Source organism: Nonomuraea sp. NPDC052129 (assembly GCF_040680095.1).
Classification (GTDB): domain Bacteria; phylum Actinomycetota; class Actinomycetes; order Streptosporangiales; family Streptosporangiaceae; genus Nonomuraea.
Genome location: NZ_JBFAVX010000008.1, coordinates 91,963 through 111,031, shown reverse-complemented (window position 1 = coordinate 111,031; position 19,069 = coordinate 91,963). Strand labels below are relative to the sequence as shown.

Sequence of the window (19,069 nt, the reverse complement as noted above, 5' to 3'; positions counted from 1 at the left end):
CATGGGTGATTTCGTACGCGTTGAAGTGGCCGACCAGATCGCCACGATCCGGCTTGACCGTCCCAAGATGAACGCCCTCAACGGCCAGATGCAGCACGAGCTCGGCGAAGCCGCCCGAGCCGTCGACGCCGATCCCGAAGTGCGCGCCGTCGTCGTCTACGGCGGCGAGCGGGTCTTCGCGGCCGGCGTCGACATCAAGGAAATGGTCGTCATGTCCTATGCCGACATGGCCGCCCACTCCCGCGGGCTCCAGGGCTGCTTCACCGCGGTGGCCGCCATCGGCAAGCCCGTCATCGCCGCCGTCACCGGTTACGCGCTGGGCGGCGGCTGCGAGCTGGCCCTGTGCGCCGACTTCCGGGTGGCCGGCGAGTCGGCCAAGCTGGGCCAGCCGGAGATCCAGCTCGGCCTCATCCCCGGCGCGGGCGGCACCCAGCGCCTGCCCCGGCTGATCGGCCCCGCGCGGGCGAAGGACCTCATCTACTCAGGCCGCCACGTACCGGCCGCCGAGGCGCTGTCGATCGGGCTGGTTGATCGGGTGGTGCCCGACGCGGAGGTCTACACGGCGGCTCTGGCTTGGGCGGGGACCTTCACGGGCGGGCCCGCGGTGGCGCTGCGGGCCGCCAAGCAGGCGGTGGACCAAGGGGTGGAGGTCGATCTGGATACGGGGCTGGAGATCGAGCGGCTGCAGTTCTCGGGTCTGTTCGCGACGGACGACGCCAAGATCGGGATGCGGGCGTTCACGGACAAGGCCGAGCCGAAGTTCACCGGCCGCTGATCGGTGGCCACTCGTCACCTGACGGGCCGGTGACGAGTGGCCGCTTCGGGTGGCCGAGGTCAGCGCCGGGCGCTCCTAGCCGTGGCAGCCCGCGAAGAAGACGCCTACCCATGTCGGCCTGGGAAGACGCTTAGCCGTGTCGGCCTGGGATGACGACGGTCGTGAGTGCCCGGGGCTGAAGGACCACGGCCCCGCCGGCGACCGGACTCGCGGTGAGCGCGTTGGCGTTGTCGGTCACGTACGCGGTGGCCCGGCCGTACACACCGTGCCACGTCACGGCGGCGGTGCCGGTGTTGAGCACCTCGACCACCTGGGAGCCGTCGGGGTTGCGGAACGCTGAAACTTTCAGCGCCGGATCGGCCGCCGCCGCGTCCACCCGGACCGCGCCCGGCCGGATGAACCGGCTGTACGCCGCCAGCGCCCAAAGCCGCTTGGAGACGTGATACGTACCCGCGGCCTCGTCGATCTGGAGCAACGCGCGGGTGGCGCCGCGTGAGGCGCCCAGCCAGTAGACGTAGCCGCTGACGTTGCCGAGCGTGAGCGCGTCATGGACGGCCTGCGCGATCGTGAAGCCGTCGTAGCCGCTGCCGTCGTCCCAGCTCTCGTCCCAGGTGGAGCCGTTGGGGTTCCACTCAGACATCCAGGTGTTTCCGCCGGTCGGCAGCGGTCCGTCCACTGGGCTGGCGTACGTGTGGCCGGTGTGCGTCTTCACCCAGCGGCGGGCCTCGGGGTCGGCCTCGATCGCGGCCGTGTACGCCTTGGCCTCGGTCCAGCCGAAGGAGTCGCAGCAGGCCACTTTGAGACCCTTCACGCCCTTGGCGACCGGGCCGAGCACCTTGACGAACTCGGCGGCCTGCTGCGGGGTGAACCGCATGGAGGCGTACGTCGCCGTCCAGTCAGGCTCGTTGGTGAAGCCGAGGTCGGTGATCCTGATGCCCTCACGGGCGTAGAACTTCGCGTATTGCACCAGGTAGCGGGCATAGGCTTGCCGCCACTCCGGCTTGAGCGTGCCGCCGTTCTTGTCGTCGCCGTTGTCCTTCATGTAGGCGGGCGCGCTCCAGGCGTCGGCGTAGAACCGCTCGACCCCGTACCCCTTGGCCGCCTTCGCCACCCAGACCTGGCTGTTGTCCTCGCCGTCCCACACGTACTTGGGCGGCGCGTCCGGCCCGCCCGGGTCTTCCGGCTGGATGGAGACCATCTGGTCGTACGGGCTGCCCACGGGAGCGGAGCCGATGCCGAGCCGCAGAATGCTGAGCCCGGCGCCCTTGTCACGGTCGAACCACAGGTCGAGAATCTCGCGCCGCCGCCCCTCGCCGAGCGCCTTGACCAGCTCGTTGCGGCGGAACGCCTGGGAGATCCCGAACCCGTCGATGTGCTGGTGCCGAACGCGCTCGCGTACGGTGATCGCCGGGGGATCCGCCAGGGCCGGGGCCTGGATGATGGGTAGACCGAGCAGGGTGATCGCGACAACGCCTCGTAACATGCCGCCTCCGAAACTTTCGGAATCTTCGTGATAATTTTGCCCCCGGAACGGTAAACACCCACTGCCCCTTCGTCAACCTCGCTCCCCCCGCCTGCTGTCCCGCCCGTCCACAAAGGGCTCGCCTGATCGGCGCTTCGCGCTTTGAAGACTCGGCGTTCTTCCTTTGGCGCTTACGCGCACTGCACGGCCTTCGCTTCGCTCAGACGCCCCCCTGAGCGCGGGCTCCGCCCGCGCGCGCTTCGCCACTGGTTTACTTCCAGCCAAATTGTCCTTGGTTGGCCATATGGGATTAGCAGGTCTTTCAGCGTCGGCTATCGCACATGACCAGAAAGCAGAGAACTCCAGAAAGCGTCCGCAACCTGGTCTGTCCAGCGATCTGTCTCATGCACCACCTTCTTCCCGTTGAAGAGCTGGGTACGGCGGATGTAACGCGCCCCGCCGAGCGTGACCAGTTCGTACACGAGGGGCTGGCAGTCGCAGGTCCACCGCAGCACCCGCGCCTCTGGTTCACCCTCGCGCGGAGGCGTCCATCTCAGCGGTTCGTATTCCGATCTGGCGGGAACGTGGGGTGATTCGCAGCGCGGCGGAAAATCCCATAGAACCATCTGGCTCACGCCCCGATCTCTCGTGTCAGAGCATGGCCGGCCGCCTCGCACGGATGCGCGGTGTGCGTCACGGTGGCGAACTGCGCCCAGACCGTGAGGTGGCCAGCGCCCAGTCGCCGCATTCCCCATGTGGTCGAGATCTGTTCCACCAGCCTCAGGCCCCGCCCGCGAGAGTCCAGGTCATCGGACGCGCGCGGACACGGAATGGTGCGGGCTCCGTCATCGGTCACCTCGATCCGCGCCACGTCGGTACCGAAGCCGACGACATCCACCGCGACGAGGCCACCACCACGACCCGACGCCGTGTGCTGAATCGCGTTGGACATCAACTCGCTGACGATCAACCGCGCGTTGTCCACGTCCCGATGACCCGCACCCAGCAGGATCGCCGCGACGCAGCGCCGAACCACCGGCACCACCCAAGTCTCGCCGGGGAACACCATCTCGCCCAGAAACCGCTCCGTCACTGCGCCTCCTCCCAGACCCGCGCAACCGCGTCCTCGTCGTACGCAGCCACCCACCGACGCCGACCGTGACCCCAGGTGAAGACCCAGCCCTCACCTCTCAACGCAACCCGCACCCGCAAAGCCCCTCGCGCCCGAGGAATGGAAATGAACGGCTCGTTCCTTCGAGGCCATTCCAGGGTCAGCCCGAGCCCGAGCTGGGAGAGATCCCACAACAATCGCACTAAGTGTATGAATTGTTCCTTATCGTGATCGTAATAGCGCATATCGGGACCTCCCTCGCATTTCGGCCGTGTTTAATCGCGAGCGGATGGCAACATCTGCGTCGATGCACTCCGCGCCCACTCGCATGCGATCTGTTATCAACCCCTGGTACGCACATGATGCATAGGATCCAGTGAGAACGCAATCGTTGTTTGCGCATTGGTCGCTATGACTCCGCTAGCCTTTCTCCTATGGCTCAACGTAGACACGCACCGACCGCCCGTTTGCGACGGCTTGCGATGGAATTGCGGCAGCTCAGAGAGCGCGCAGGGCTGTCGCGTGAGCAGGTGGCGGAATCGACTGAGATTAACCGCGCCACCCTTTATAGGATCGAAATGGCGCAGGCGAAGCCGCAACTGCGCACTTTGCGGGCATTGCTCGACGCGTACGATGTGCCGGCTACGCGCCAGAGCGAGTTGATTTCACTCCTCAAGCTCGCGAAGGAAGAGAGCTGGCTTCAGGTCGCCTCGGAGGGCTTGCCTGATCAGTACGCGACCTACATCGGATTTGAGCAGGAAGCGAAAGCGATCTTCAATTACCAGTCGTCGTTCGTCCCGGGTTTGCTTCAGACCGAAAGCTATGCACGGGCCGCGATCCCAGGTGGCGACCCGGAGTTGCCCGCAGAGGTGGTTGAAAGTCGCGTGGCAGCCCGCATGGCTCGCCAAGCGCAACGCGACCCTTCATCCGCTCTCACGGCGATCATCGACGAGGCGGTACTGCATCGAGTCGTTGGCGGACCCAAGATCATGCGCGAGCAACTACAGAGGCTCCTTGATGGCAGCGAGCAGCCTCATATGACGCTGCAAGTGATCCCCTTCGTGGCCGGTGTCCACCCAGGGATGCACGGCTCTTTCGTCCTTCTCCAATTCGATCATGAGGCCCACGATGTGGTCTATATCGAGACGAACGCCGCCGACCTGTTTCTGGAAAGTGACGATGATTTGCGACGATGTAGGAACGTATTGGAGCGACTTCAAGCCATGGCGGTCAGTCCGGAAGCGACACGCGATCTGGTCGCTCGTGTGCTTGCGAGCGCGAAGTGAGAGGAGTGCGGGATGGCGAAGAAGGAAGTCGATCTCTCCCGTGCCCAATGGCGCACCAGCAGTTTCAGCGGCTCGAACGGTGAATGTGTGCAGGTTGCCTTCGTTGCTAACCATGTGGCTGTTCGCGACAGCAAGGACCCGCATGGGCCAGTGCTGATCTTCACTCCTGACGAGTGGGCAGCCTTCCTGGCAGGAGCCAGGGACGGCGAGTTCTGAGTAAGGGCATCCGTCCTTGCTGCAGTCAGCCATGAACGTCCGGTCGCCCTCTATGGCGATCGGGCGTTCACGTACTGACAGGGAGCCGCAAAGGTCTCAAGGCCAGGCGAGTTAGTGTCTACGCCATGCCTGATGCGATCACGGTCCACCCCGCGGAACCCGGTGACGGGGACATCCTCGGCGAGATCCACGCCCTGTCGTGGGGCGTCTCGCACGGCCCGTTGTGCTCGCCGAAGGTCGCCGCAGCCGGGATCGAGGAGCGGCGCACCAAGTGGCACGGCATTCTGGCCGAGGGCGTGGGCACGGACACGATCCTGCTGGCGCGCTTGAACGAGCGGCCGGGGGCCTTCGCCCGGTTCGGGGCCTCCACTTCCCGCCCCGGCCTCGCGGAGATCCATACCTTCTTCGCCCACCCGGACGTCTGGGGCAGCGGCATCGCGATGGCCCTGTTGACGGCCGTCTTGGACCGAGTGCGAGACGCCGGGTACGACGACGTGCATCTGTGGACGCTCCGGGACTCCGCCCAAGCGCGCCGCTTCTACGCCAAGAATGGCTTCGCCGAGACCGGCAGGACTCACGATCACGACTTCGGCGAGGGTCCCCCGCTGGCGCTGGTTGAGTTGGAGCGAGCCGTGCCTGGCCGCTGAAACGCTTGATCGGCGATTTCGTCGTGGCTGACCTCCACAGCCTGGTCCGCATCGTCAAGCGCGAGCTCAAGTAGATCCAGTACCGGCCTCGTCTGATCACCGGCTGCCTCGGACAGGCCGGCCTGACTCTCGAACCACCATGATCATCCCGCTTGCCGGCCCCCATTGGGTCCCAGCATGCCGATGACCTTGCCCACGGGGGACCTCCAGGTCCACCCCGTCCAGCGCGGTCGTCTCGCCGTACTTCTTGATCAGCCCTTCGGCTCGGATCACGTGCATCGCCGTCTCCTCATCGTTCGACGAGCTAGACGATGCCGGGAGCCGCTGATACGGCGCCGACCCTGCGCTAGCAGCGGCCCCCGGACAGTCATGCGCTGCCGTGTCAGCGGCCGCGTCAGCACGGCAACGGCCCGGTATCAGAGCGGTCGGCGATCGTAAACGCCATGAACGGTTCAGCGCCTGTCCGTTCGGTCGAATCTCGCAGAACTCTGAAGGAGCACAACACCATGTCGATCACCCTTACCGACCAGGACAAGCTCACCCTGCGCACCGCCGGCTGGGGCGCCGTCTCGCTGATGTCCGCCGCCGGTGCCGCCGGCTCGGCGCACAAGGCCGCCACCGAAGCCTCTATCGCCCTGACCTCCGCGACCGGCCTGGTCGGGCACGTGCTGGCCAAGGCGCCCAAGGGCGTGAAGTACGGCAAGACGGTGGCCGCACTCGCCGACCAGGTGCTCCCGGCCCTGACGGCATCCATGAGCCTGCTCCAGCAGCAGGCTCCGGAAGAGGCCGACAACTTCCGCCGTACCGTCATCGTCGCCATCGAGGCAGCCGGCCAGCCCCAGAAGGGCGCGCCCAGCCCCACCATGACCGAGATGGCCCGCAAGATCACCGAGGCCCTCGACGCCGCTTGATGGACGCCGACTCGCACAGCTGCCGCTTGTCACGGGGTCCTCTCCGGACCCCGTGACATTTCGTAACAGATTTAAGGGAGCACACCACCATGTCCATCACCGTTACCGGCCAGGACCGCCCGGAGTCGCGGCAGGCCATCGAGGAGATCGTCGATTCCAGCCTGATCTTGCCCTCGGCCACCAACAGGGGCGTTCCAGAAGGCGGTGCACAGGCTCATCGACGAGGTGTTCTGCGGCGGACAGGCCGAGGAGGAACTATGAAACTCCTATCTCCACCAGCGACCAAGGTCTTCCGGCGAGTGGCGGTCACCGCACTGGCGGCCGCGCTGTTAGCTGGGGTGGCTACACCCGGCGTGGCCGAGGCGAAGGCCGCTGCCGGGCAGGATCGCCCGGAGCTGCAGCAGGTCATCCAGGAGGTCGTCGATTCCGGTTACGCCGGGCTGCAGCTGCGCGTGCACGACGAGCGGGGCGACTGGGTCGGCAGCGCCGGGGTGCGCAAACTGGGCGAGACCGCCAAGCCGCCGACCAACGGGCGGTTCTGGATCGGCAGCTCCACCAAGAGCTTCACCGCGACCCTGGTGCTGCAGCTGGTGTCCGAGGGCAAGATCGGGCTGGACGCCCGGTGGCGGGCTACCTGCCCAAGCTCGGGCTGGACCGGCGGATCACCGTGCGGATGATGTTGCGGCACACCAGCGGGCTGTTCAACTACACCGGCGAGTACTACAACGACGGGACGTACGTGCCGGGGATCCCCGCCACGGGCAAAGAGTGGGTGGACAACCGGTTCCACACCTACCAGCCCGAGGAGCTGGTACGGCTGGCGCTGTCCAAGCCGGCGAAGTTCGCGCCGGGGACGAGCTGGAGCTACGCCAACACCAACTACACGCTGGCCCTGCTGCTGATCGAGAAGGTCACCGGCCGCTCGTACGCCGAGGAGATGCGGCGGCGGATCCTGGGGCCGCTCGGGCTGCGGGACACCGTGGTGCCGGGCACCCGGACGCAGCTTCCCGGACCGTACGCCCACGGCTACTACCGCTACCAGGACGCCGACCAGTGGAAGGTGGTCGACGTCACCCGCCAGAACCTCTCCCTGCTGGCCGGCGCCGGCGACATGATCTCGACCACCCAGGATCTCCAGACGTACTTCTCCGCCCTGCAGAGCGGCAAGCTCCTTCCGGCCCCGCTGCTGGCCGAGATGCGCAGGCCGGACCCGAGGAGCACCGGCCTCTTCGGCCAGTACGGCCTCGGTCAGTACGTGCTGGACACCGGCCCGGACTGCGCCGGCATCATCCTCAACCACGACGGCAGCCCTCCGGGGGGCTACGGATCGCTGATGTACAGCACGCCCGACGGCAGCAAGACCATGACCGCCTCGCTGACCATGGGGGACGCCGCAGTCGACCAGTCAGTGGTGTTTCCGAAGGCCCTGGACAAGCTCATCAAGGCGGTGTTCTGCGGCGGGCAGGCGGGGGCGGCAGACCAGGCCAACCTGGTTCAGTAAAGCGAACCGTACGGCTTGAGGGTGGACTCCCTCCGGTCGTGCATCAGGTGGCGCAAACCGGCCACGCCGAGCTCGTTGAGCTCGGCGTGGCCGTCGCCTTGGTTCCACAGCTCGGGCCTATGTGGTGGCTGGTGTCACGTTGGTTGACGGCGTCCTAGGGCGGCCGTGCTCCCCAGGCTCACTCTCCAGACGGCGTGTCGCGCCGCAATGAGATGAACGGTGCCCGGGTGCGCACTAGACTTGGATAATTCGTTATCTTGTACCATTCGTGTTTATGTGGGTAGGTTTGGCGGCATGACCGCATCCAGCGCTCCGACTATCGCCGAGGAGTTGCGCGCCGCCGGCCTGCGGGTGACAGCGGCCCGCGTCGCGCTGCTCCAGGCCGTCCGGGACGGTGACCACCTCGGCGTCGAGGCGATCGCCTCCGGGGTGCGCGATCGCGTGGGCCACATCTCGCTGCAAGCCGTCTATGAGGCGCTCCACGCGCTCACCGCGGCGGGACTCGTACGCCGCATCGAACCGGCCGGCAGCCCGGCACGGTACGAGGGGCGCGTGGGGGACAACCACCACCACATCGTGTGCCGGTCGTGCGGTGCCGTCGCCGACGTCGACTGCGCGGTCGGCGAGGCGCCCTGCCTGACCGCCTCCGACGAGCACGGCTTCGCGGTCGACGAGGCCGAGGTCATCTATTGGGGCCTGTGCCCCGGCTGTTCCACCGCCCGTACTTCCTGAGCACGTGATCCACATAGTCCGGAAGGATTTCCATGACCGAGAACCATGACGCGATCGTCACCGACCCGAAGACGGAGGGTGCAGGTGGCTGCCCGGTCGCGCACGAGCGCGCCCCGCACCCGACCCAGGGCGGTGGAAACCGCCAGTGGTGGCCGGAGCGGCTCAACCTGAGGATCCTCGCCAAGAACCCCGCCGTGGCCAACCCGCTCGGTGAGGAGTTCGACTACGCCGAGGCGTTCAAGACCCTCGACCTCGCGGCCGTCAAGCGGGACATCGCCGAGGTCCTGACGACCTCGCAGGACTGGTGGCCGGCCGACTTCGGCAACTACGGCCCGTTCATGATCCGGATGGCGTGGCACAGCGCGGGCACGTACCGGATCAGCGACGGCCGCGGCGGCGCCGGGGCCGGCCAGCAGCGCTTCGCCCCCCTCAACAGCTGGCCGGACAACGGCAACCTCGACAAGGCGCGCCGCCTGCTGTGGCCGGTCAAGAAGAAGTACGGTCAGAAGCTCTCCTGGGCCGACCTCATGATCCTCACCGGCAACGTGGCCCTGGAGTCGATGGGCTTCAAGACCTTCGGCTTCGGCGGCGGTCGCGCGGACGTCTGGGAGCCCGACGAGGACGTCTACTGGGGCCCCGAGACCACCTGGCTCGGCGACGAGCGCTACACCGGTGACCGGGAGCTCGAGAGCCCCCTCGGCGCGGTACAGATGGGCCTCATCTACGTCAACCCGGAAGGCCCGAACGGCAACCCGGACCCGCTCGCCGCGGCTCGCGACATCCGTGAGACCTTCCGCCGGATGGCGATGAACGACGAGGAGACGGTCGCCCTGATCGCGGGCGGTCACACCTTCGGCAAGACCCATGGCGCGGGCCCCGCGGACAACGTCGGCGCCGACCCCGAGGCCGCCTCGATCGAGGAGCAGGGCCTCGGCTGGCGGAACTCCTTCGGCACCGGCAAGGGCGCCGACACGATCACCAGCGGCCTTGAGGGCATCTGGACCAACACCCCCGTGACGTGGGACAACAGCTTCTTCGAGATCCTCTTCGGCTACGAGTGGGAGCTGTTCAAGAGCCCCGCCGGCGCCAACCAGTGGCGGCCGAAGGACGGAGCCGGGGCGGACACCGTCCCCGACGCCCACGACCCGTCGAAGCGCGTCGCACCGACGATGCTGACGACCGACCTCGCGCTCCGCGTCGACCCGATCTACGAGCAGATCTCGCGCCGCTTCCTCGAGAACCCCGCCGAGTTCGCGGACGCCTTCGCCCGCGCCTGGTACAAGCTGACCCACCGCGACATGGGCCCGATCGTGCGCTACCTCGGCTCGGAGGTCCCGGCCGAGACGCTGCTGTGGCAGGACCCGCTCCCCGCCGTGACGGGCGAGCTCGTCGACGCCGCGGACATCGCCGCCCTCAAGGGCCAGATCCTGGCCTCGGGCCTGTCGGTGTCCCAGCTGGTGTCCACCGCGTGGGCGTCCGCCTCGTCCTTCCGTGGCAGCGACAAGCGCGGCGGCGCCAACGGCGCGCGCATCCGCCTCCAGCCCCAGAGCGGGTGGGAGGTCAACGACCCCGACCAGCTGGCGATCGTGCTGCGTACCCTGGAAGGCATCCAGAGCACCTTCAACGCCGCCCAGACCGGCGGCAAGCAGGTCTCGCTCGCCGACCTGATCGTGCTCGCCGGTGCCGCGGCCGTCGAGCAGGCCGCCAAGACCGCCGGCTTCGACGTGGAGGTCCCCTTCACGCCGGGCCGTGTGGACGCCGCGCAGGAGCAGACGGACGTGGAGTCGTTCGCCGCGCTCGAGCCGGTCGCCGACGGGTTCCGCAACTACCTCGGGAAGGGCAACCGGCTTCCGGCCGAGTACCTGCTGCTCGACCGGGCGAACCTGCTGACCCTGAGCGCCCCCGAGATGACGGTCCTCGTCGGTGGTCTCCGCGTCCTGGGCGCGAACCACCAGCAGTCGTCGCTCGGCGTCCTCACCGCGACCCCCGGGTCGCTGACGAACGACTTCTTCGTCAATCTGCTCGACCTGGGTACGACGTGGAAGGCGACGTCCGAGGACGCGACCACGTTCGAGGCCCGCGACGCCGTCACGGGCGAGGTCAAGTGGACCGGTAGCCGGGTCGACCTCGTCTTCGGGTCGAACTCCGAGCTGCGCGCGCTCGCGGAGGTCTACGCGAGCGACGACGCGAAGAAGAAGTTCGTCGAGGACTTCGTCGCCGCGTGGGACAAGGTCATGAACCTGGACCGGTTCGACCTCGTCTGACCCGCTTGATCGTTGACGTCCAGGTCGGCCCATATTGGCTGACCTGGACGTTTTGTCATATGAACCGGCAGTACCGGGTAGCCATGCAGGTATGTCACCGGGTGTCGTGAACGACGACCTCTTTCGCGTCGCGCTCGACGAGCTTGGCGCCGTGCTCGCGAAGGTCGACGAAGAGTCGATCGACGCGGCCTGCCGGCTGATCGCCGACGCCAGAACGATCGGCGTCTACGGCTGCGGCCGGGAGGCGCTGCAGATCGAGGGTTTCGCGATGCGCCTGTTCCATCTCGGTCTGCCGGTGGCGGTGGTCGGCGACGTGACCATGCCGGCGCTGGGGCGCGACGACGTCTTCCTCGCCACCTCCGGCCCCGGCGAAGCGTCCACGGTCCTGGCGCTGATGCGGACGGCGACGGCGGCGGGTGCGACGAACCTGCTGCTGACCGCCGAGCCCGAGAGCAGCGCCGGAGAGCTCGCCGACGCCGTGCTCGTGATCCCGGCGCAGACCATGGCCGGCGACCGGAGTACGTCCGTGCTGCCGATGGGGTCGGCCTATGAAGGCGCGCTGTTCGTGCTGTTCGAGGTGATGGTGCTGAAGCTCGGGGCGCTGACCGGGGCCACGGAAGAGGCGATGCGCGCCAAGCACACCAACATGGAGTGATGAGTCACTGGGCCTTGACGGTGGCGGCGCTCGTCTGGCGTAGGTACGTGTCGATCAGGGCGAAGGTGGCTCGCGGTTGCTCGATCTGGGGCCGCCATCGGCACCACGCTGGCCCAGTGGGATGCCCTGCGGGCGATCAGCCGTTCACCCGGGGCGCCGGCGCGCGCCCTGGCCTCGGCGACGTTCCAGAGAGAGCAGGCATTCGGCACACTCGCCGGCCGGCTGATGGCCCAGGGCCTGATCGAGCGCCGACCGGGCCATGGGCGACGCATCGAGCACCATCTGACACCGGCCGGCGAGCAGATGCTCGACGCGGGGCACCGGGTCGCCGACGAGGTCCTGACCGACTGCTTTGCCCCCCTGCCGCCAGGCGACCGCGCGACCCTGCTCGATCTCCTGCAACGCCTCAACTACGGCGAAGACGCCTGACGCCGTACACCACGCGCGTGTGGTGTACGGCGCCGCCATCTCAGGTGCCGTCGCTCAGGCGAGTCGCCACTCCTGGTTACGCTGTCCGATCAGGCAGGTCCACTGATGGACGTTGGCCCCCTCGGCCGTGCTGACGCCCGCCACGTCCAGGCACTTGCCGCTGTGGCGAGCGACGAGGGAGAAGTAGCCGTTGTCCTTCTGGACGAGCCGCCACTCCTGGTTGCGCTGCTGGTTGAGGCAGGTCCACTGGTGGACGTTGGCGCCGTCGGCCGTGCTGACGCCCGACACGTCCAGACACTTGCCACTGTGCGTCGCACGGAGGGTGTAGTAACCGTCGCTGGTCGCCACGAAGTTCCACTCCTGGTTGGCCTGCCCGTTGATGCAGGTCCACTGGTGGACGTTGGCCCCGTCGGCGGTGCTGACGCCCGCCACGTCGAGGCACTTGCCGCTGTGACGGGCCACCAGGGTCGCCGAGAACTTGGGAAGGAGCCGCTGCGCCGCGCCGGCGGTGTCGGCGTTCGCCGCCGACACCGCCGTGAACGGGGCAGCGAGCAGAGCAGCCGCGACAGCGACCGCTTGACCAGCGTGAATGAGTGTCATCGAACCTCCTGAGACGCTCTCGAAAGATCAGCAGGTCCGTCGTAACATGAATCACTCAGCGTATCGGCGAGTCGCTTTCCGTGATGATATTCGTGTCGCGCGGCGTAGATGAGCTGGTTTACGAGGCGGCGAGTGCCGCGTCCAGGCGGTCCGGGTTCGGGCCGCCTCGCAGGGGTCCACCGGGTTGATCGATCAGGTAGGCCGCCCCGGAAGCCGTCCGCTCGGTCAGGTGGGTCGCCCGCTCGGTGACCATCCGCCGGGTGGCTACTCTCCGGTGCGTCCGTCCACCGCCTCGCGGAGGAGGTCGGCGTGGCCGTTGTGCCGCGCGTACTCCTCGACCAGATGGAACAGGATCCACCTGAGGCTGGGAACCCGGCCGTCGGACCAGGGGCGCACGGCCAGCCGGTCCAGGCCGCCGTCGGCCAGCGCGTCCGCGACCAGGGAGCGGGAGCGGGCCACGGTGTCCTGCCAGAGCGTGAGGAGCTGCTCGGGGGTGTCCTCGGTGGCCGAGTGCCAGTCCCAGTCGATATCGGCTTCCCAGTCCACGGTGTCCCACGGGGGCTCTGGGGCGTGCCCGTAAAGCCGCTGGGAGCACCACCAGCTCTCGACATAGGCCAGGTGCTTGAGCATCCCGCCGAGGGTCATCGTCGAGGCGCCGACGGTCGCGTTCAGGCCGGCCGCGTCCAGTCCGGCGCACTTCCACTCCAGGGTCGCGCGCTGGTACTCCAGGTAGCCGAGGAGGGTGGCGGTTTCGTCGGCCGCGACCGGAGGTTCGGGGCGGCCATGCTCGTCCAGGTCAATCACGCGCGGGGAGTCTACCCGTCGGCCCAGGCGAGTTCTAGGGCGGCCGTCGTCCACCACCACGCGTCAGCGGGTGCGCGTGAGCTTCAGCACGTCGGTCAGTTGCCGTGCGGTCGGCAGGATGCGCAGCGCCTCGTCGATCTCGCGTTCCGCCCACTCGCGGTGCCGCCGCTCGGCGTGCGGGTCGAGGGCGACGCGGGCCTGGACCAGCAGGAAGTTCAGGTGGGACGCGAGAAGCATGGTGAAGTCGGCCAGGCCGGTGATGCGCCCAGGGCCGCCCTCGTTTATGTACGCCTCATACATGCCGCGCATGGCTTCGAGGTCGGCGGTCGAGTCGTCGCAGAACCAGTCGAACAGCGCCCGCGCCAGCTCCCGGCCCGGCGCGGCCGGTCCGAGGTTGTCCCAGTCGACGACCACGAGCGCGCCGGTGGAGTCGGCGAGGATGTTCTCCGGGTGCAGGTCGCGGTGGCAGAGGATCAGCTCGGCGGGATCGACCGGCGCGACGGCCGCGCACAGCTCTGGGAGCGTGGTCAGCACATCGGCGAGTCTCGCGGCCCACACCGCGTCCGACGTGGCCACCTCCGCCCACTCGTGCGTGGTGGGGACGCGGTCGTACCAGCGAGCGGGCGGTCCGCCGTCCGGCTCGACCGTCGCGGCAGGAGCGCATCGGTGCAGGCGCGCGAGCAGCGCCCCGATCTCTCCCGGTGTGGCCGGCGCCGTCAGCTCGACCGGCCGCAGGTCGATCCAGTCGTACACGCGCAGCCACGTCCCACCGGGCGGCTCAAGCAGGTGGCGCCCATCGCGGTCGGGGTGGCTCGCCGGCAGCCGTACCCCTGCCTCGGACGCCCGCCGCCCGAACGCCAGCTCCGCCTCGATCAACGCCTCCGACGGCGGCTCGGCGAAGATCTCCTTGAGCGCGTAGCGTGCCGGGCCGACGTCCAGCCGCCAGATCTGCCCCAGCGCGCCCCGCGGCCCCGCGGACACCACGACGTCCTCACCCCACCCGAATGCCTCCCGTATGTGCGCCACCAGCTCCTCGACCACGATCAGACTCCCGGGGACAGAGAGGACGACACGATCAGACTCCTGGGGACAGCAGGACGAACGGCGGACGGCGGGTGGAAGCGGCGACAATCTGGGCGACACTGCTGCTGTCGCCGCCGATACCACTGATGCCACCGATGCTGCTGCCGCGCCTGACGCCGCCACTGCCGACGCCGACGAGATTCACACGGCTGAGTATGGGCGATACAAGTGGTGGGACGCCTACCGATTTATCCGTCGCGACAGCGGAAGTTGACACCAGTTAGATAGCTTGGTTGCCATTCGGAAACAGCGTCCTGGTAGCCGTGGATTTGCCACTATCGTGGCGTTTCATGATGCGCGTCCTGGTCCCCGCCCGCCTGCGCAAAGCCGTGCGCACGTGGTTCGATTCCCGCTACATCTCCATCGGCGATCACCGTCAGGACATCAGGGACGCTCTCTGGGAGGTCCAGACCCTGCGTCGGGAGATGGCGAGCCTGCAGGACGAGGTCGAGCGTCTGCGAAACGCCAGACCCGCCACCGCCGCCCCCACCAGCGCCCCCACGGACAAAGTCCGGCTCGACGACACGCACCGCCTGGCTCAGGAGACGGCCAAGGCGCTGGACGGCGTGCTCCAGAACGAGGTCCTCCTCTGGCAGGCGATCGACGACCTCAAGTCACGGACACCACGTCCGAGTGATGCTGTGCGGGCGGAGGATTCGTCATGCGCGTGAGCTGGTCGGGAGGCGAGCTGACGTTCCGGCTCGGGGCCGACGACGAGATCACCGGCAGAGCTGCCGACGAGCACCCGGTCAAGCTGGCCACCAACTCCTGCACCATCGCAGGCGGGCCCGGAGACGCGCACCCCGACCTCTTCGCCGTCGCCGCGTGGACCGTGGTGGCGCCGTGGACGCGCAAGGAGATCGTGTTCGACCGGGCCATCTCCCCTGAGGTGGCCGCCGCGCTGCACGACGGGTGGGGGATCGAGGCCGGGCCAGTAGGCGCGGAGGTCCGGCGTACTGGGACGAACCTGGCGATCTCCTACAGCGGTGGCGCGGACTCCGTGGCGGCGGCGACCATCTATCCCGAGGCGCCGTTCGTGCACTTCCGGCGTGTGCCGCACCCCCGCGTGCCGAACCGGTGGCCGCACTACCGCTCCGACGTCCTTGCCAGGCTGGCCAGGCGCACCGGACGGGAACTCACCGTGGTGGACTCCGACCTGGAATTCACGTTGTCCGAGCCCCGGCCCGGATACCCGGAACACCACGCGGTCGCGGCAGGGGCATTGCTCCTCGCCGACCAAATGGATCTCGGTGGTCTGGCGTTCGGGTATGAACTGGGTTCACGGTGGCTCGGCGGGGATCGCTATCTCCTGCGTTACACGCCCGACAACCTGATGTGGGCGCCGCACGGGGCGTGGGGGCGGCTGTTCGCGGCGGCGGGCGTGCACATCGTGCTTCCCGTGGGCGGCGTGAGTGAAGCGGTCACCATGCGGCTGGCGCTGAACTCGGAGCTCAAGGAGCACGTCCGATGGTGCCTTCAGGGCACCGACGGACCGTGCCGCAAGTGCGGCAAATGCCTGTACAAGGAGCTCATCCAGGCCGCCGTCGAACGGCGACCGCTCGACACGCCCTTCACCGCCGACGACCCCCGGGTGCGCAAGTGGCTCCAGCCTCCGCCGTACGGGGGACAGGAGATGGTCGAGTACGGCCTGGCGAGGGTGCCCGGCATCGAGGACACGCTGTTCGGGAAGGCGCTCGACTACTTCGACGCCACGGAGGAGTCGACGAGCTGGCTCGACCACTGCTACCCGCCGGCGCTCGACGAGATTCCGGCCCAGTGGCGTGAGCAGGCGGCCGGGTTCATGACGTCCAAGGTCGGGCTCATGACCGAGGCCGAGGTCCGCCAGGTGGAGACATGGGGCACGTGACGCCCCTACGCCTTGTTCGATCCCTCTTGCTCGATCCGCCGATGGCCGATACGGCTTCGGCCTGTCTGCCGTTGGTCGACATTGTTTCGGACGATCTGCTGTTGATCGATCAGGTTTCGGCAGATCCGCCTATGGTCGATACGCCGTTGGTCGATGCCGGGTGTGCAGGTTAGGGAGTGGGATTGTGAAGGTGTACTTGTCGGTCGACATGGAGGGCGTGACCGGGCTCACCGACCCCGAGGAGATGCACGCGGGCAAGCGGGGCTATGAGCGGGGCTGTGAGCTGATGACCGCCGATGCCAACGCCGCCGTCGAGGGTGCGTTCGAGGCTGGGGCGACCACGGTGCTGGTGAACGACGCTCACGGGTCCACCAAGAATCTGCGGATCGACCTGCTGGACCCGCGCGCCACCCTCATCCGGGGGCCGGGTAAGGCGCAGCGAATGGCGCAGGGGGTTGACGGGTCGTTCCAGGCCGCGTGTTTCGTGGGGTACCACGCCCGCGCGGGCGTGACGAACGGCGTGCTCAACCACACCTGGATGGGCAAGGAGATCCAGAACGTCTACCTCAACGGCGAGGTGTGCGGCGAGACGCGGCTGGTGGCGGCGTGTGCGGGGTTCCACGGTGTTCCGGTGGTGCTGGTGACCGGTGACGAGGCCGTCGGTGAAGAGGCGCGCGAGTTGCTCGGCGATGTGGAGACGGTGGCGGTCAAGAAGGGGATCGACAAGTTCTCGGCCGAACTGCTGCCGCCGAGCGTTGCCCAGGCTCGGATTCGTGAGGCGACGGCCAGGGCATTGGGGCGGTTGAGCGACTTCACGCCTTACCGGGTGGCTGCGCCGTACACGCTGGGGGTGGAGTGGAACTCCACTGCCATCGCGGCCGCCGTCGGACTTGTTCCCGGCGTGAAGGCGGTGGGATCGCGTCACACCGAGTTCACTACCGATGACTTCGCACAGATCATGGCGCTGTTCGGTATCTTCGCCACGATCGGTGGTCAGATCTCCTGCGGCAGCGGCCCCTACGGCTGAACGCCACAAAGAGCAGACGCCGGGTGGCGAATGGCAGGTCAGCACACGCAGGCCAACGGAATAGCGGGCCCGCATAGTTGGGAGCGAGTGGCATGGAGGGCGCGGCGCTGACCCGGCGGGGGTTACTCGTCGGTATCGGGGCGGTGGGTGGTGCGGGAGCGATGTACGCCGCCATGGGCGCGCTGGGTCTGGCGCCGTCCCAGCAGGACAAGGACTTCGCCGCCCCCCAACAGGGCGACTTCTCGCTGCGCGGCAAGGCGGCGGCCAAGGTGGTGATCATCGGGGCGGGGGTCGCCGGGCTGACCGCCGCGTACGAGCTGGGCAAGGCCGGCTACGACTGCACACTGCTGGAGGCCAAGGACCGGGCCGGTGGCCGGAACCTCACGCTGCGCGGCGGTGATCGGCTCACCGAGCTCAACGGGCCCGCGCAGGAGGTGAAGTTCGGCGAGGGTGTCTACTTCAACGCGGGCCCGGGGCGGATCGCGCCGTGGATGGTCACCCTGGACTACTGCCGCGAGCTGGGCATCCCGATCGAGACGTTCATCAACACCAACGGCCAGGCGCTCGTCCACACCAATGGGCAGACAATCCGGTCAAGGGCCGCGCGTGCGGATATGTACGGGTATGTGGCGGAGCTGCTGGCTAAAGCGACGAATGTTGGTGCGCTTGACAAGAAGGTCGGCAAGGACGATCAGGAACGACTGCTGGAGTTTCTGCGCAGGTTCGGCGATCTGGGGCCCAAGCTCGACTACGAAGGCTCCGACCGCCGGGGTTTCGTGAAATATCCGGCGCTGGACGGCGGCGCCCCCCTCGCGGCCCCCGGCACCCTGCACGCCGTCCTCGCCGCCGGCACCGGCCGTTCCATCACCAACGACTTCGGCTACGAGCAGTCGACCCCCATGCTGCAGCCGGTCGGCGGCATGGACGCCATCGTCGTCAAGCTCACCGAGGCGGTCGGCGCGGACCGGATCAGGACCGGCGTCAAGGTCGCCAAGATCACCAATCTGGCCGACGGCGTCGAGGTGACCTGGGACGGCGGCTCGCTCAAGGCCGACTACTGCATCGCCACCCTGCCGCCCCACCTGCTCGCGAAGATCCCGCACAACCTCGGCGCCCCCGTCACGGCCGCGCTCAAGACGCCCATCCCGGTCGCCAGCGGCAAGATCGGCCTGGAGTACGGTCGGCGCTGGTGGGAGCTGGAAGACCGCATCTACGGCGGCGTGACCGAGACCGATCTGGACATCACCCACATCTGGTACCCGTCGGCCGGCTTCCACGCCCAGCGCGGCGTGCTCGTCGGCTACTACAACACCGACCAGAACGCCGAGCTCTACGGCGCCCTCACCCCCGATGACCGCAGACGCCGCGCCCTCACCCAGGGCAGGAAGATCCACGGCGACAAGTACGGCAAGGACCTGCTCTCCAGCGTCTCCATAGCCTGGGACCGCCAGGAACACATCCAGGGCGGCTGGGTACGCTGGCCCGCCTTTGATTCGTCCTTCACTCTTCTGCAACGCCCCAGCGGAAGGGTTTACTTCGCGGGCGACTGGCTCACCCATCTGATCGCGTGGCAGGCGGGCTCCATGGAGTCGGCCCGTGGCGCCGTCACCCAACTGCACCAACGGGTGCTGCAGTCACCGTGACGTCGCGCGCTGCTCAGGTGACCGGCGTAAGGTCCTGAGAGAGCGATCGAGGAGAC

At 67.9% G+C, this 19,069-nt stretch carries 22 protein-coding genes and 1 pseudogene; 15 read left to right on the top strand and 8 right to left on the bottom strand.

Annotated features, from left to right (window positions below):
• Position 1: 1 nt before the first annotated feature.
• Positions 2 to 775, top strand: a complete 774-nt coding sequence (locus AB0L53_RS20275) for an enoyl-CoA hydratase-related protein (protein WP_363995760.1) — start codon at positions 2 to 4, stop codon at positions 773 to 775.
• 130 nt (positions 776 to 905) lie between these two features.
• Here the strand turns inward: AB0L53_RS20275 and AB0L53_RS20270 are convergent, their stop codons facing one another.
• Positions 906 to 2,258 carry a glycoside hydrolase gene (locus AB0L53_RS20270; RefSeq protein WP_363995757.1) on the bottom strand — a complete coding sequence of 451 codons (1,353 nt, stop codon included), beginning with the start codon at positions 2,256 to 2,258 and terminating at the stop codon, positions 906 to 908.
• Between the two features lie 610 nt (positions 2,259 to 2,868).
• Entirely contained in the window at positions 2,869 to 3,330 is a 462-nt protein-coding gene (locus AB0L53_RS20265) for an ATP-binding protein (protein ID WP_363995754.1), read from the bottom strand.
• A 452-nt stretch (positions 3,331 to 3,782) separates the two neighbouring features.
• Between AB0L53_RS20265 and AB0L53_RS20260 the strand changes: the two genes are divergently transcribed.
• The 3 genes from AB0L53_RS20260 to AB0L53_RS20250 all read left to right on the top strand — a co-directional run bounded on the left by AB0L53_RS20260 (position 3,783) and on the right by AB0L53_RS20250 (position 5,497).
• Positions 3,783 to 4,634 carry a helix-turn-helix transcriptional regulator gene (locus AB0L53_RS20260; protein WP_363995751.1) on the top strand — a complete coding sequence of 284 codons (852 nt, stop codon included), beginning with the start codon at positions 3,783 to 3,785 and terminating at the stop codon, positions 4,632 to 4,634.
• A gap of 12 nt (positions 4,635 to 4,646) precedes the next feature.
• A complete protein-coding gene (locus tag AB0L53_RS20255; RefSeq protein ID WP_363995749.1) occupies positions 4,647 to 4,850 on the top strand; it encodes a DUF397 domain-containing protein in 204 nt (67 codons plus the stop codon).
• Positions 4,851 to 4,975: 125 nt separating this feature from the next.
• A complete protein-coding gene (locus AB0L53_RS20250; protein ID WP_363995746.1) occupies positions 4,976 to 5,497 on the top strand; it encodes a GNAT family N-acetyltransferase in 522 nt (173 codons plus the stop codon).
• A gap of 96 nt (positions 5,498 to 5,593) precedes the next feature.
• Here the strand turns inward: AB0L53_RS20250 and AB0L53_RS20245 are convergent, their stop codons facing one another.
• Positions 5,594 to 5,776, bottom strand: coding sequence for a hypothetical protein (locus AB0L53_RS20245; protein WP_363995742.1), 183 nt, complete (start codon positions 5,774 to 5,776; stop codon positions 5,594 to 5,596).
• A 227-nt stretch (positions 5,777 to 6,003) separates the two neighbouring features.
• Here AB0L53_RS20245 and AB0L53_RS20240 point away from each other — a divergent pair, with 227 nt between their 5' ends.
• The 6 genes and pseudogenes from AB0L53_RS20240 (at position 6,004) to AB0L53_RS20215 (ending at position 11,989) form a co-directional block, all read left to right on the top strand.
• A complete protein-coding gene (locus AB0L53_RS20240) occupies positions 6,004 to 6,408 on the top strand; it encodes a hypothetical protein (RefSeq protein ID WP_363995739.1) in 405 nt (134 codons plus the stop codon).
• A gap of 89 nt (positions 6,409 to 6,497) precedes the next feature.
• A pseudogene (locus AB0L53_RS20235) lies at positions 6,498 to 7,909 on the top strand (serine hydrolase domain-containing protein).
• A 294-nt stretch (positions 7,910 to 8,203) separates the two neighbouring features.
• Positions 8,204 to 8,641: a Fur family transcriptional regulator gene (locus AB0L53_RS20230; RefSeq protein ID WP_363995736.1), complete on the top strand. Its 438-nt coding sequence runs from the start codon at positions 8,204 to 8,206 to the stop codon at positions 8,639 to 8,641.
• 32 nt (positions 8,642 to 8,673) lie between these two features.
• On the top strand, positions 8,674 to 10,905 hold the full coding sequence (gene katG / locus AB0L53_RS20225) for a catalase/peroxidase HPI (RefSeq protein WP_363995734.1): 2,232 nt from the start codon (positions 8,674 to 8,676) through the stop codon (positions 10,903 to 10,905).
• Between the two features lie 91 nt (positions 10,906 to 10,996).
• Positions 10,997 to 11,560: an SIS domain-containing protein gene (locus tag AB0L53_RS20220; protein ID WP_363995731.1), complete on the top strand. Its 564-nt coding sequence runs from the start codon at positions 10,997 to 10,999 to the stop codon at positions 11,558 to 11,560.
• Positions 11,561 to 11,656: 96 nt separating this feature from the next.
• On the top strand, positions 11,657 to 11,989 hold the full coding sequence (locus AB0L53_RS20215) for a MarR family winged helix-turn-helix transcriptional regulator (protein ID WP_363996251.1): 333 nt from the start codon (positions 11,657 to 11,659) through the stop codon (positions 11,987 to 11,989).
• 54 nt (positions 11,990 to 12,043) lie between these two features.
• Here the strand turns inward: AB0L53_RS20215 and AB0L53_RS20210 are convergent, their stop codons facing one another.
• The 5 genes from AB0L53_RS20210 to AB0L53_RS20190 form a co-directional block, all read right to left on the bottom strand.
• Entirely contained in the window at positions 12,044 to 12,589 is a 546-nt protein-coding gene (locus AB0L53_RS20210) for an RICIN domain-containing protein (protein ID WP_363995728.1), read from the bottom strand.
• Positions 12,590 to 12,707: 118 nt separating this feature from the next.
• Complete coding sequence (locus tag AB0L53_RS20205; protein ID WP_363995725.1) at positions 12,708 to 12,842, bottom strand: hypothetical protein; 135 nt, start codon at positions 12,840 to 12,842, stop codon at positions 12,708 to 12,710.
• A gap of 11 nt (positions 12,843 to 12,853) precedes the next feature.
• A complete protein-coding gene (locus tag AB0L53_RS20200; RefSeq protein WP_363995722.1) occupies positions 12,854 to 13,393 on the bottom strand; it encodes a DinB family protein in 540 nt (179 codons plus the stop codon).
• Between the two features lie 63 nt (positions 13,394 to 13,456).
• Positions 13,457 to 14,434 (bottom strand): phosphotransferase, encoded by a 978-nt coding sequence (locus tag AB0L53_RS20195; protein WP_363995719.1) that lies wholly within the window; start codon positions 14,432 to 14,434, stop codon positions 13,457 to 13,459.
• 34 nt (positions 14,435 to 14,468) lie between these two features.
• Positions 14,469 to 14,621: a hypothetical protein gene (locus tag AB0L53_RS20190; RefSeq protein WP_363995717.1), complete on the bottom strand. Its 153-nt coding sequence runs from the start codon at positions 14,619 to 14,621 to the stop codon at positions 14,469 to 14,471.
• Positions 14,622 to 14,766: 145 nt separating this feature from the next.
• Between AB0L53_RS20190 and AB0L53_RS20185 the strand changes: the two genes are divergently transcribed.
• The 5 genes from AB0L53_RS20185 to AB0L53_RS20165 all read left to right on the top strand — a co-directional run bounded on the left by AB0L53_RS20185 (position 14,767) and on the right by AB0L53_RS20165 (position 19,013).
• Entirely contained in the window at positions 14,767 to 15,147 is a 381-nt protein-coding gene (locus tag AB0L53_RS20185) for a hypothetical protein (RefSeq protein ID WP_363995714.1), read from the top strand.
• Positions 15,138 to 16,343 (top strand): DUF6395 domain-containing protein, encoded by a 1,206-nt coding sequence (locus AB0L53_RS20180; protein ID WP_363995711.1) that lies wholly within the window; start codon positions 15,138 to 15,140, stop codon positions 16,341 to 16,343. The genes AB0L53_RS20185 and AB0L53_RS20180 overlap by 10 nt, the downstream gene beginning before the upstream one ends.
• On the top strand, positions 16,331 to 16,516 hold the full coding sequence (locus tag AB0L53_RS20175) for a hypothetical protein (protein ID WP_363995708.1): 186 nt from the start codon (positions 16,331 to 16,333) through the stop codon (positions 16,514 to 16,516). Before AB0L53_RS20180 ends, AB0L53_RS20175 begins: the two co-directional genes overlap by 13 nt.
• Positions 16,517 to 16,527: 11 nt before the next feature.
• Entirely contained in the window at positions 16,528 to 17,370 is an 843-nt protein-coding gene (locus AB0L53_RS20170; RefSeq protein ID WP_357643503.1) for a M55 family metallopeptidase, read from the top strand.
• A 92-nt stretch (positions 17,371 to 17,462) separates the two neighbouring features.
• Entirely contained in the window at positions 17,463 to 19,013 is a 1,551-nt protein-coding gene (locus AB0L53_RS20165; protein ID WP_363995705.1) for an FAD-dependent oxidoreductase, read from the top strand.
• The last annotated feature ends 56 nt before the right edge of the window (positions 19,014 to 19,069 follow it).